At 37.4% G+C, this 12,545-nt stretch carries 5 protein-coding genes and 1 pseudogene; all 6 read left to right on the forward strand.

What is annotated here, in order from left to right:
- Positions 1-7 precede the first annotated feature (7 nt).
- A complete protein-coding gene (locus tag NBH16_RS00460; RefSeq protein ID WP_250787924.1) occupies positions 8-1,519 on the forward strand; it encodes a protein kinase family protein in 1,512 nt (503 codons plus the stop codon).
- Positions 1,506-4,751 carry a DEAD/DEAH box helicase gene (locus NBH16_RS00465; RefSeq protein WP_250787925.1) on the forward strand — a complete coding sequence of 1,082 codons (3,246 nt, stop codon included), beginning with the start codon at positions 1,506-1,508 and terminating at the stop codon, positions 4,749-4,751. The genes NBH16_RS00460 and NBH16_RS00465 overlap by 14 nt, the downstream gene beginning before the upstream one ends.
- A complete protein-coding gene (locus NBH16_RS00470) occupies positions 4,735-6,234 on the forward strand; it encodes a hypothetical protein (protein ID WP_250787926.1) in 1,500 nt (499 codons plus the stop codon). Before NBH16_RS00465 ends, NBH16_RS00470 begins: the two co-directional genes overlap by 17 nt.
- A complete protein-coding gene (locus NBH16_RS00475; protein ID WP_250787927.1) occupies positions 6,234-8,642 on the forward strand; it encodes an SMC family protein in 2,409 nt (802 codons plus the stop codon). Before NBH16_RS00470 ends, NBH16_RS00475 begins: the two co-directional genes overlap by 1 nt.
- On the forward strand, positions 8,642-10,507 hold the full coding sequence (locus NBH16_RS00480) for a hypothetical protein (protein WP_250787928.1): 1,866 nt from the start codon (positions 8,642-8,644) through the stop codon (positions 10,505-10,507). The genes NBH16_RS00475 and NBH16_RS00480 overlap by 1 nt, the downstream gene beginning before the upstream one ends.
- A 432-nt stretch (positions 10,508-10,939) precedes the next feature.
- Positions 10,940-12,537, forward strand: a pseudogene (istA, locus tag NBH16_RS00485) (IS21 family transposase).
- Positions 12,538-12,545: the final 8 nt, after the last annotated feature.

Below are 12,545 nucleotides of genomic sequence, written 5' to 3' on the forward strand. Positions count from 1 at the left end.
AATAGAAATGACAACAGTCAAACATAACATAGGGACTCAATTAAAACTAACCGTTGAAAAGGTTGTTGAAATTAAAGGGAGAAAGACCTATATCGTAAGATATCTAGACTGTCTCTGTCGTGTCCCAATGTTTGATTGGCAAGAACACAAGTCAACTCCCAAACAAATACTTTGCAGACTGGTTTCAATCAATGAATTTGGATTTCCTTCTTTTGAGCAAGTTGCAAAACAAGAAGAAGTAAAATTGATTGAGCCCGTAAAGCCTATAGAGGAGAAAAAAGATAATAAATCTCGTAAGAATCAAGTCCTATCATTTAACGAGAAATACGCTTCTTTCTTAAAACAAAAATCGTCAAACAGCAATAATGATTCAAAAACGGAAATCGCAAATATAACAAACTACCGTTGGGCAAATCAAGAAGAAGATTTTGACAATTGGTTTATATCTACTGGAGGTATAAAAAGGAGAATTGAAATTCTTATTTCTCTAGCTGAACAATTGGCAGATTACCATAGAAAGAACAAGGTCTATAAAGATTTTGTTCCAGAGTATATCAACATTGAAAGCTCCAAAAGGAATGTTAAGTCAACAATTCCTGAAACAAATTACTACTATTCTGGATTAGGAAATGTATTCATTTACGCCAGCCACGCTGCCCCAGAAATTGTTAACAGGCGTATGCCAAATACACCAATGAGCGATTGCTATTCCTTTGCAATTATTACGCACGAGTTATTGGCTTTCTGTCATCCATTCATAGGAGATGCAGTTATAGAAGGAAGGTTCTCTATAAATGATGCCATGAGAGGAAATCTTCCTTGGATTGATTATAGAAAAGACTCACTTAACAGATTAAGCCACCGATATTATGACTGTTATTTCACTACTCCCCAAATAAGAGAGTTGTTTAAACATACCTTTGAAATGGGGAAAGATGACCCTATGAAAAGACCATCAATGTATCAATGGGTTGATGCTCTTTATGATGCCTATTCACAACTAAAACATTGCCATCATTGCAAAACCGAGTTTTTTTACTCAGAAGATGAGGATTTCTGTCCGTTTTGTGAAGATGAGCCAATTTTCCCAATTGCCGTTGCAATTCAACATATAGATAAAAAATTTGATTTAGAGACATATACTTTCTCTGAAACAGAGAAAGAGTTATATTCTGACCCTGTTGGAGTTCTCCTTGTAAACAAATTTAATAAACTATATATAAATTCAAGACACCTAATGACAGACACATTTAATGTGAAAGATTTACTGTCTATTGAAGTTGTTTCATTTGAAGGAGAGCCTGATATTGCTGTCGTATTTGAACCACTTAATGGGTTATCGTTCTATGCTTCAACTGAAAGGGGTGAAAGGTATGCACACACAATTAACAAACCGACAAAGATTGTATTTCCGACTAAAAATCCTAGGAAGTTGATTCTTTCTCTAAAACCGATAGATGAAACTCAACGAGTATTAAATGTTCAATTAAATAACAACATGATATATGCAGAAAATTGAAAAAATATATGAGTTATTCGCAGAAGAAGCTTTTGCCAATTCTTTTGAATGTCATATAGATGATGATATTCATGTAGAAGGTTGTGCACCTATATATCTTCAAAAATGGGACACTCTATGTCCTCTTTTTACCATTCAACAGAAGGGGAACAGCGATAGTATTGAGGAAAAGCTATTCACTATACGATTCAAAGAAACTCCCAATATAGCTCCATCGGAGCCACCATCCTTCAATTATCTCTTTTGGATTGAGCCATCAGAAAATAAGGGACTGTTTGCATTCAAATATGTTGAGTGTGGAACTGTCACACCCCTATCTCAATTGGATATTGCTTACGACGACAGTACAAAGATTTCCTTCCATACTGCTAATTCCGAACAGCTGAAGAAGAATCTTTCAAATAATTATGTCTTCGATGCCGGTAAATACAAACTGTTGTTTGTTAAAGCATGGCAAAATGGAGGCAAGAATTGGAACATTTATGGAATCCGTTCTGACAAGGAGAAGGACATTCCTCGTTTTATTGATGTTCCATTGGTTGAGAATGAGCATAAAGAAAACGTCAGAGTTGTTAAGAAAGAGATATATTCCAAAATCTGTTTTCCTACAAGATTTGATGAGATTGACATACTTGCATACGAGAATATTGATTTTGTTGACATCGGCCAGGCAAAGGAAGCCCATGACGCTCTTGTAAACAAAGCTCACAGTGGAGAAGCTTTAATGGGATTATGGACAGAGTACTCCAGAATAGAGTTAGAAATTGCAAGAGAACAGAGTGATGAACTTGGAAAGATTGCATACCATTTTGGTACTAAGCCTAAAAATGGTATAGCTCATCTTGTTTTAGAGATAAATCCAGATCAGACATCATTATTGTATCGTCTTGCATCTTCAGAACCACAATTTCAGTTGGTATGTGATAAGACGCAGCCGCCTATCGTTACAATGCTCAAATTCAATCCACATAATCGTGAAGCGATGTTTGAGGATGAGTTATACCGTCTCCCTTCTTCTGGTATTTTAGAGTTATCTTTGCTTGGCAATGAAATTGTTGACAAGCGCCGTTCTCAGGCAGTAAAACAACTTTTTAAGGGACGTACTATCGTTCTTCAGAATTTGTTGTTTGCTATTGAAAACGAAGCAGATAAGATGTTCGAGGATACACATAAACATATCCCTGCATGGAGCAAAAAGACAGAGAAATTTCTTCGAGAGAAATTCGGCATCGAACATCTTACTAAGAATCAGGAAGAGGCTGTTGAAATTGCACTTAATAACAGGAATGATATTACGATTATTCAGGGGCCTCCGGGAACTGGTAAAACTACAGTCGTTGCAGCCATTTGTCACAGGTTATTGGAACTTGCCGATAAAAAAGAAAAAGACAGTGCAGTTAAGACCATCTTAGCTTCAGCTTTTCAGAATGACACTATAGAGCATCTTGCATCTAAGGTGTACACTCATGGACTTCCGACTGTTAAAGTGGGAAAGAAGACAATGGGTGTAAGAGCTGAGGAACGTTTTATTTCAGATTATGAGAAGGATTTACAAAAAGAAATAGATTCTCGTGGTGGAGAGTCTGAAATGCGTGTTTCTTCACGGCTCAGCTCACTAGCAGCCTTGTTTTCAAAAGAAAAGAATGTTGATGAAATAATCGCAACCGTGACGGAAATAGTTCCTGAAGATACTCCTATTACAGGAATATCCTTTGATAGGTTACGCGAAATAAAAAGCGGAGTTAGATCTTTTATAAGAAAGAATGAAAGAGACCTTGAATTAATTAACAGCATTCCAACTACCAAAGATGAATATAACTTCGGTAACACTCTTGTAATCATCGCTGATGTACTTCAGGCAGGATTCGACTTAAATGAAGAAGATATCCAGTTCCTCGAAGATGCACCTGAGATTAATCCTGACTCTGATTGTTTGGAGAAGTTTTCAACTTTCAAAACATCTATGGTCGAGAAAATTACTGCTCAAAAGGTACAGGTGGAGAAAGACTTTCAGAATGAAATATTATCATGGCTTGAAGATGCTGCCGTTTGTGCTCGCAGGTACGAAGAGACCAACTACGAAAATGAGGATGATTTTATCCGCTCTGTCCTGTCTGATTTGAAAAAGGATCTTCATGGAAATTCATCCTATATTCGCCATTCACTTCAAGAGTATGGTGATACAGTAGCAGCCACAAATCAGTTGGCAGGAAGTAAGGAGATGAAGGATTTTTCTCATATAAAGAATGTTATTTTGGAAGAGGCTGCACGTTCTAATCCCCTTGACTTAATCATTCCGATGGTCAAGGCTGAAGACCGTATTATCATGGTTGGTGACCAAAATCAGCTTCCTCACATTCTCGAATCCGACGTTGCAGAAAGAAGCCTCGCCATGATTGAGGACATTGATGAAAAGAAGGAAAAACGCAGACTCTATGAACAGTCATTGTTTGGTATTATATTTGAAAATGTTCAAAAAGCGAAACGTCAAAGATGCATCACTCTTAATGAACAATTCCGAATGCATCCTACTATTGGCGACTTTATTAGTAACACGTACTATAAAAACCCAAAAACAGGAGAAGGTATGCTTAAACCAGGCAGTGAACAATTATACGAGACAAAACAACATCACTTGTCTATCCCATGGGCGAAAGACAAGACAATGATATTCTGTAATGTTTCGGGGGACAAACCTGAGAGCAAAGGTCAGAGTAAATGTAGGCAAGCTGAAGCTGTAAGAATTATGTCTATTATAGATGAACTTAGAGATGATCCTGAGTTCAAGAATCTTTCTGTCGGTGTTATTACCTTCTATTCAGAGCAGGTCACAACGCTATTTGAAGAAGCTGCAAAACCAGAACATGGTTATGTTATAAAAGACAAAGAAGGTTATAGCATTGCTCCGAAATATAGAACAATCGATGGAGATAAGGAAAAATTCCGTATCGGTTCGGTGGACTCCTTCCAAGGAAAAGAATTTGATATTGTGATTCTCAGTACCGTTCGTTCCAATAGTCAAAGTCGAGAAGACGGAAACGAAAAAAGAGTGTTTGGATTCTTGACCTTAAAGAACCGTTTGAATGTAGCCTTCTCACGAGCACAGAAATTAGTCATAGTTGTTGGCGATGCCAATATGTTTGAAGATAGTTATGCTGAAAAGTATGTGCCAGGCATTTATGAATTTTATGCAAAAATAACAAAGAATAAACCATATGGCAATAGAATCTGATAAGACAATTTTCATGGGAATGTCGAAACCAAGTGACAAATGTCTATTGGTTTCTATTCCAATGAGCATGTATAGAGTTCAGACCAATAAGTTCACATCGGGTTTGAATTATTTTCAAAAGGCTGTACTAAAATTAAAGTATATGCCCCAGATTAGTAATGCAAAGATTGCAGAGTTATTGCATCTTGACGAGCACTTAATCAATCTTATTGTTTCCCAGCTTGAAAGTAAGGGACTCTTACTTAGCACAGGATTCCTGACACCAGAAGGAGAAGAGATGCGGAACAATGCTGAAGGATTCATAGTAGATGATTCTCAAAGGCAAATTGGCTATATCTTCTCATACGATGACGGTAATGAACTATTTCCTTATTACCAGAGAGAAGTTAATTTTGCCGAAGTTTCCAATGGTGAGCTTGTCTATAATACAGAGAGAGGAACAAGGTCTGTAGAGTCCCCATTGAACATTATTGAGAGTGTAAATACACTTGCCCTTCCTCCTTCAGATGAAGAAATTCTTCAAGTTATAAAAAATTCCACTTACAGGGATATGGAGGGTGATGGCGATATCGAAGACATTACTCAACAAATGTTTCAGATTAAGTTTATCCCCGACAATAAACCGGAGGCTGTGATGGTATGTACCTACATATATCTTCCACAAGGGGATAATGGATATGATGATGACTGGCTTGTTCTTGATCCTTTCGGTAAAGGGAATAATTATGAGCTAAAGCTGTATCTTGAAAAGGAAAAGAAAACCAATAAGCAATTTTCGACTGTTCTGTTCACCACCTTTAAGGATGTAGTAACAGAAAACAACCGTAAATTTGATGAAAGTATTAAATGGTTTGAAGAACAGGTCCAGGAAAGAATCGCTATCACATTTGATGATAAATACGAGAGAATGGACTCTAATATTCAGCAAGCTATACATGCTGTAGTTAATTCTTACATGAGAATGGAGCGTAATGACTTCAAATTAATCAGTCATGCTCAGAAGCAAATGTTCTTCATAAATATGCAATCTGCTATTGAGAGTATCTTATTACAAGACCAAATCGACAGAGAGGACATTTATGAAGACCTGAACAATAACTTTGGTGAGTATGCAGCACAGGTGGATAGACAAGATTGCTTAAAAGTTGTCTATAGGAAAAAGATCCTTTCTGATACTACTTTCGTTCCAAATGTTTTATTAAAATTAAAAACTAAAAATTGGAAAGGTCGTTCTCTTCTCGATTATTTGATGAAGTTCATTATGTCTCTTTCATGTGAACCGAACCTTGAAGACTGCAAGGTTATTAAAGTTTTCAAGAATCGAATTGATATTATCGTTGGTATAACGGAAATGCGCAATCACATTGGTCATGGCACCACTGAGTCTCAAGACAGAAGTTCGGTATTTACCAGTGCTGATGCGGTTGAGTATTTCAACTTTATGACAGATTTAATTAACGATTACATTAATACACTGGAATAATGGCAAAGAATAAGAACAAAAATAAGAATAAGAATAAGAACAACCAAAACAATAAGAATGTTGATTCTCGTGCTAAGTTTGTGACAGATCTTAGCCAAGAACAGGTGGATAAGATTACAACATTTTCTGAAAAAGAAATGCCCATTGAAGCAACTGAAATCCCAGTAGAGGAACTTGTAGATACCAAAGAGGATGCTCAGAGAATAGAAGACATTAAAAAGACAGGTAATGTTGAAGGGTATATTAGCAAGCTCCATGATATGTTGCTTCGAATCAAGGCCATCGAAAAGAAAGCTGAAGAGATTAAAGACCAGCATCTTCAAGAACAATCTACATTAGCTAAAGAAAAAAAGACTTTTGAGGATTATAAGAAAGAGGAAGAAAAGAAACTTGAATCAGAAAGAAAGCGGAATAACGATAGGCAAAAGAAGCTCGACGAGGAAAAAATGGCTATAGACAATGGAGAATACACCACTGTCATAAAAAGCCTTTTGGATTCGATGCGCTCTACCGAAGAAGAAATAACCAATTCAACCAAAACACTGGTTGAAGATATGGGTAAAAAGCATGAATTATATATCAACTCTCTTTCTGAACTCAATAAGAAGAAGGAAGAATTGGACGAACAGAATCTTCAATTGGAGGCTGATAAAGCAGAACTTGACAGAAAGCGTAAACTCTTTGAATCTTCAAAGAAATCTGCAGAGAAACGTATTAGACAGGAAATAGAAGATGAGTTTGATGATAAGATTAACGACTTGGAAGATGAAAAGTTCTCGTTAAAGAGCAAAAACATGAAGTTGGAAAGAGAGAATAAATCACTATCCGACTTCAAACGTGAACTCTTGTCTGCTTTTGAGTCTTCTGATGCAGAGAAGATGATCAAAGAACAAAACATCCTCAAAGAGAAATGCCAGAAACTGGAAGCAGAATTGGATTCACGCCATTCTGAGGCAGAATATGAAGAAAAGGCTAATGCTGTCACAGAACTGAAGGCAAAAATTCGTGAGATGGAAAATAAAGTCAGCGAAGAAAGACTTAGCGAGCTTCGACTGTCCTTACACAATGCCGATGCCTATATACTTGAAATCAATACATATAAGGCACAGATTGACAGTTCAAAGGCAAGAGAAAAGAGCTTGTTGAGAACTGTTGCAGACTTGCATGAGACTATCAATCAGCTTAAAGACGAGGAGAAAGCCAAGCAAAGTGCTTTTGAACAGACAAGACACATGGATGAGGATCTTGAACTTGCAAACCGCAAATTAAGATATTTCCGTCCCAATACCCTTAAGGAACTTGTTGAGTATTTGCAGAAGTACATGGCCAGTGCCAAAGACCCGAAGCCGTTTTATTATGACCAAAAGACTATTCGTATCTTTATGGCTGGACTGAATATGTCACTTCTTAGTATTTTACAAGGTATAAGTGGTACTGGTAAGACAAGTTTGCCCCGTGAAATTGCCAAGGCACTTGTTGCTGGTGCAGAGGGCTACACAGGCAAGGACGATAATGGAAACAGAAATGAGCCATACCGTATCTGTGCTATTCAATCTGGTTGGCGTGATAATATGGACTTGATGGGCTTCTACAACAACTTTGAAAAGAAATACAAGGAAACGGATTTCTTCAAAGCATTGTATTTGGCCGCTCAACCTAAATACAAGAATACGCTTTTCCTCATCATTCTTGATGAGATGAATCTTTCACATCCAGAGCATTACTTTGCTGATTTCCTATCATTGATGGAACAAAGCACTGGCGATCGATATGTCAAGATAAATGCAGACGAAGAACTTTTGCCTAAGTTGTTCAAAGATCGTCAGATGCAGTTGCCACCTAACGTAAGATTCATTGGAACTGCCAACCACGATGAAACGACTTTAGACTTCGCTCCCAAAACTTATGACCGCTCAAACGTCATGGTTATGGAAACCAATGACAAGAGCAAAGTTCTGAAAGAGATTCAGTTGGCAAAGTCCGGAAACCCAACAAGCAGAGATAGGCTCTCGGTAGATTATCATTGGCTTCAGGAGCAATTTGCTGATGCAGAAGCACAATACTATAGCAGATATGAAGAATTTGACAAATTCATCAAAACACAAACTCTCTGTAATTGGCTCAATGATCGTGGCATTGGCATTGGTAACCGTTTCGATGAACAAGCAAGAAAATTCATATGTACTTATATTGCACTTGGAGAAGATACTACCGAATGTCTTGCAGAAGCCGCAGACCACTTGATTACAAGTCGTTTATTCAGATCATTAAAGAACAGGTATGACTTGACTGCGGACAATCTGGAGGATTTCCAAAAGAAATACAACAAATTGTTCACTGAGGCATTCAGAAAACAAGAACCTGTAGAAGGTAACAAACTGTTAAACGCTGAAATTTTAAAGAAATAATGCAGATAATCGACAGATATACTGGAAATATCCTTAGTGATAGCAATCTTCCTGACGATATTGAGTTAGGAAGATATGCTATTTTTATGGGTTCAACCTATAAAGAATTGACATCAAAAAACTATAAAGTTCATGAAGGCCAACGCATTCATCAGGAACTTTTAGATGATGTAAACAAAGACAAGCATAATATCTTTGAAATTATTTCCGAATCTGTAGAGAATGGTGATTTTAGGTCAATTCCTTTGCTACAAGGAATTAAGAATGGATTAGAATTTGGAGATTTTGCGACACAAATGGAAGAAGACTTTAAACATATTGAAGCTATTTTTCATGCACCATACTCTAAACTCAATCGTACAATCGAAAAAGTACCAATATCAAGAGCAAAGCGTATTTCAAATAGAAGCAATCAATATTTGGCTGCTCATACAGAAGACTGGCTCCATAAAGGATTAGTCAGTTTTAGGCCAAGCCGTATATTGACAGAGGAGATAATTTCTAACGAGAATGTATATGAAAATCAATTGCTTATTGCATTGATCACTAGAGCTGCTCATCATCTTGAAAGAAAGTTGAGATATACACGTGACATTACAGAGTTTCTCATTGAATATTCCAAGTTAATAGAAAAGCATGAGAATTCTGAAGATTGTTGGTATAAGAAAGTAAGGAGAGAACTTAGCCTTGCCGGAAAGGTCTATGACGAACAATCAGGGAATTATAAAGCAACAAACGCTGACATTCAGATTGTGACCTCCACAATGAAGCGTCTTAAAAAGTTAAGAGACTCCTTATTAAAGCTCCGCCAGTATGATTTGTTTTATAATGTTGATCAACGTTTAGTCAAATCAGTACAATATCATGATACTAACGTCCTTATTAATGACAAACACTATAGGTATTTAAAGAAACTTTGGATTTTATTACTCAAAGAAGAAAATGCGAATCCTGACGATAATAAGACTGACGCTGATGAATATATTATTAACAATGTTCGAAATTACGGTATATCAATAATTAATTATGCAGTTAAAGACAACGAATACCTTGGTTATAATGTCATAGGTACGGATAAGCATTGGGAAGCGAAACGTGATAATTGTCCAGATATACGTCTTTCCGTTGACGAGTATGGAGTAATCAATGTTATAGTTGGCTCTGACAAATTAAGGTTTATAGTAACTTGTAATCTACCCTACTTACCTGGCAATCAATCATTACCAGAGAATACCTATATAATTGCATATGACAACAATGATGCTGCTGACGAGTATGTAAGAACTTCTGTTAATTCTGATAATATAATTCCTGTTTCGTTAAGAGACATTACATGCGTTGAACGTATAGCAATTATTTTAAGAAAAGAAATGTTAAAACAGTATATTGAGCATACATTGTTCAAGGCTTATGATATGCCACGAATACTTCTTCCATATTACAATATGATTGCAACGTTTATTTCATGTATTCAAATCGATGTAAAGATGCAAAGTTATATCTTCACCAAATATCCAATAGTAGAATTCAACAAAAACAAATGGCGTGATAAAGTTCTAAACAGCGACGACTATAAGGATAAGAACCGAATGGAACAGAAGAAAATATCTGATGCTTTTGACACCTTTATAGATGATTACGAACTATATGCGATGGATTTGCGTGACAAACTTAGATGCTTTGATCCTGCTTGTTCATTGCAAATAAATAGTTGGCAATGTGATAATTCATTAAGTTATATTGTGTGTTCTTGTGGATATGTATTGGACTCATCTAATCGCAGTCATATCGTATTCTGTAAAAAGGACTCACCCTTTACTCCAAATGAATTCGGGATGGATTATTTAGAAATCAATCTAAATTGAATAATTATGATTAATTTCTAGAAAGTTATGGCACTGAAGTAAACCGAATGGTTGAAGCATGCAAAATCGTGGGGTTTCCAGAACCTGAATACGGAACGGATAGTTCGTTTGTATGGATTACATTCAAACGTCCTAATACAGTTGCTAACTTAGACACTAACTCAGACACTGGGAAACATTTGTCAGATAAACAAAAGGAAGTTTTAGCTTTTTTTATTATACCGAGAAGTAGTCGTGAAATTCTTGTGCATATAGGTGTGACAAACCATTCTAAAAACCGAGATAGATTTGTCAATTACTTGGTAGATGAAGGGTATCTTGAAAGGACAATTCCCAATTCTCCAAACTCTCCACAATGTAGATACTAATTGAAAAGTGCGCCACCATAGTATAAGTATAATGACCTTTGTATCATCCAAATACAAAGGAAAAATGAAGACTATGGTAGAAAGACAATCAATAATACACATGTATAGAGTATGCGATTATAGCAAACGCCGTATATCTTGTGAACTTCATGTCAGCCGTCATACAGTTGACAATATTATTTCAGAATATGAATCGGCTATCCGCACGGATAATCCGGAAGAGACTTTGAGTGATTTGCTTACCATCCAGCCCAAGTATGACAGTTCCAAACGCCGTCCTTGCCGCCTCACACAAGAAATTAAGGATGAGATAGGATTTTGCTTGAAGAAGAATGCCATTAAGATAGCTATGGGACTTCGCAAACAGCGCATGTTGAAGAAAGATATCCACCAGTTTCTGTTATCTCAGGGGTACACCATCAGCTATGCTACAGTATGCGGTTATATAAAAGATATAGAATCACGCAAAGAGAAGAAAAAGAGCGAAGCCTTTATCCGGTTGTTCTATGAGCCGGGATGCGTTGCCGAGTTTGACTGGGGTGAAGTCCTTCTTTTTATAGACGGTGTCAAGACCAAGTTTTATCTGGCTGTATTCACTTTCGAACATAGCCATGGCAAATATGCCTATCTTTTCAGGCATCAGAATACACTTGCCTTCATGGAATCTCACCGCAACTTCTTCAGGGATATACATGGTGTCCCTGCCATGATAGTCTATGATAATATGCGTGTAGCGGTCAAGAGCTTTGCCGGTGGTGATAAGAAGCCTACAGAAGCCCTGATGAAGATGTCCGGTTTCTACTGTTTTGAGTATCGTTTCTGTAATATCCGAGCCGGATGGGAGAAAGGGCATGTGGAACGTAGCGTGGAATATGTCAGAAGGAAAGCTTTCTGCCTGACGGACCATTTCAGTGAGATACGCTCTGCGCAGGAGCATTTAAACCGAATATGTCTGCTGGTCAACAACGAGCAAGGCAGTCTCTCAACGGCGGAGAAATCATCACGTCTGGAGGCTGATTTGTCATCGCTGAAACCTTTTCCCGGTAACCTAGGCTGTTTTGAGGTCAATAAGTACATTGTGGATAAGTGGTCGACTATCAGCATGAAAAATGTTCATTATTCCGTACCCGATTCCCTTGTAGGAGAAAAGTACATGTCAAGATCTATAGTGAAAAAATCGTCATCCTGTACAAAAAGGAGAAAGTGGCCTCGCACCAACGCAGTTATTGTGGTGGCGACTGGTGCATCAAGCTGGAACATTACTTGCGTACGCTTTCCCGTAAACCGGGGGCATTAACACATTCTGTAGTTTGGCAAGAAGCGCCGGAAGAACTGAGAAGGCTGTATGAAAACCATTTCAAGAATGACAACAGGGCATTTGTTCTACTGCTGGATTATGCCCGGGAAAATGGATTTTCTGGAACGGACATCATCTTGGCATGCAAGGAACTGGCCGGACGTAGTGTCAGAAAAATATCTCCGGAGCAGGTAAAGGCCATGCTGCATGGTAACGTACGGAGAGAGATGGAAGAATCCATGGAGCCGTCTGTTCTTCCGACACAACAAGAGAATATAGAAAAAGAAGCTGTAGATATGCAGGAAAGCCTCACGGCACTCATGACAGGATACAATGAAGTACATGATATAATACCAACCATTTAAGCTTATAT

Source organism: Parabacteroides sp. Y3-G-102, from assembly GCF_023656845.1.
Lineage (GTDB): Bacteria > Bacteroidota > Bacteroidia > Bacteroidales > Tannerellaceae > Parabacteroides > Parabacteroides distasonis.

What these genes read in the sequence shown, in the direction of transcription:
- NBH16_RS00460 (WP_250787924.1), top strand. Translation starts at nt 8, where the DNA reads ATGACAACAGTCAAACATAACATAGGGACTCAATTAAAACTAACCGTT.
- NBH16_RS00480 (WP_250787928.1), top strand. Translation starts at nt 8,642, where the DNA reads ATGCAGATAATCGACAGATATACTGGAAATATCCTTAGTGATAGCAAT.
- NBH16_RS00475 (WP_250787927.1), top strand. Translation starts at nt 6,234, where the DNA reads ATGGCAAAGAATAAGAACAAAAATAAGAATAAGAATAAGAACAACCAA.
- NBH16_RS00470 (WP_250787926.1), top strand. Translation starts at nt 4,735, where the DNA reads ATGGCAATAGAATCTGATAAGACAATTTTCATGGGAATGTCGAAACCA.
- NBH16_RS00465 (WP_250787925.1), top strand. Translation starts at nt 1,506, where the DNA reads ATGCAGAAAATTGAAAAAATATATGAGTTATTCGCAGAAGAAGCTTTT.